Origin of the sequence: Bacillus cereus group sp. BfR-BA-01523, assembly GCF_022662615.1 — a bacterium.
Classification (GTDB): Bacteria; Bacillota; Bacilli; order Bacillales; family Bacillaceae_G; genus Bacillus_A; species Bacillus_A mycoides.
Genome location: NZ_JAKUDX010000041.1, coordinates 1 through 332 on the forward strand (window position 1 = coordinate 1; position 332 = coordinate 332).

A 332-nucleotide genomic window follows, 5' to 3' on the forward strand; every position below is an offset into this window, starting at 1 on the left:
TACTTACAGCTCCCCGAAGCATATCGGCGTTAGTCCCGTCCTTCATCGACTCCTAGTGTCAAGGCATCCACCGTGCGCCCTTTCTAACTTAACCAAACTAAAATTAAAAAAATATGAGCTACACTGTTATCTAGTTTTCAAAGAACATACATTTAAACTTGAGAGATAGTTCTCTCAAAACTGAACGAAACAAAACAAGTCAACGTTTATTGATGAACTGCGTTCATCAATTCTCCATAGAAAGGAGGTGATCCAGCCGCACCTTCCGATACGGCTACCTTGTTACGACTTCACCCCAATCATCTGTCCCACCTTAGGCGGCTGGCTCCATA

General features: G+C 43.4%; 2 rRNA genes. Both read right to left on the minus strand.

The features are described from left to right. Positions 1-94, minus strand: a 23S ribosomal RNA gene (locus tag MR066_RS27075); the annotation flags it as partial. Positions 95-240: 146 nt separating this feature from the next. Continuing rightward, positions 241-332: ribosomal RNA gene (locus MR066_RS27080) — 16S ribosomal RNA — on the minus strand; the annotation flags it as partial.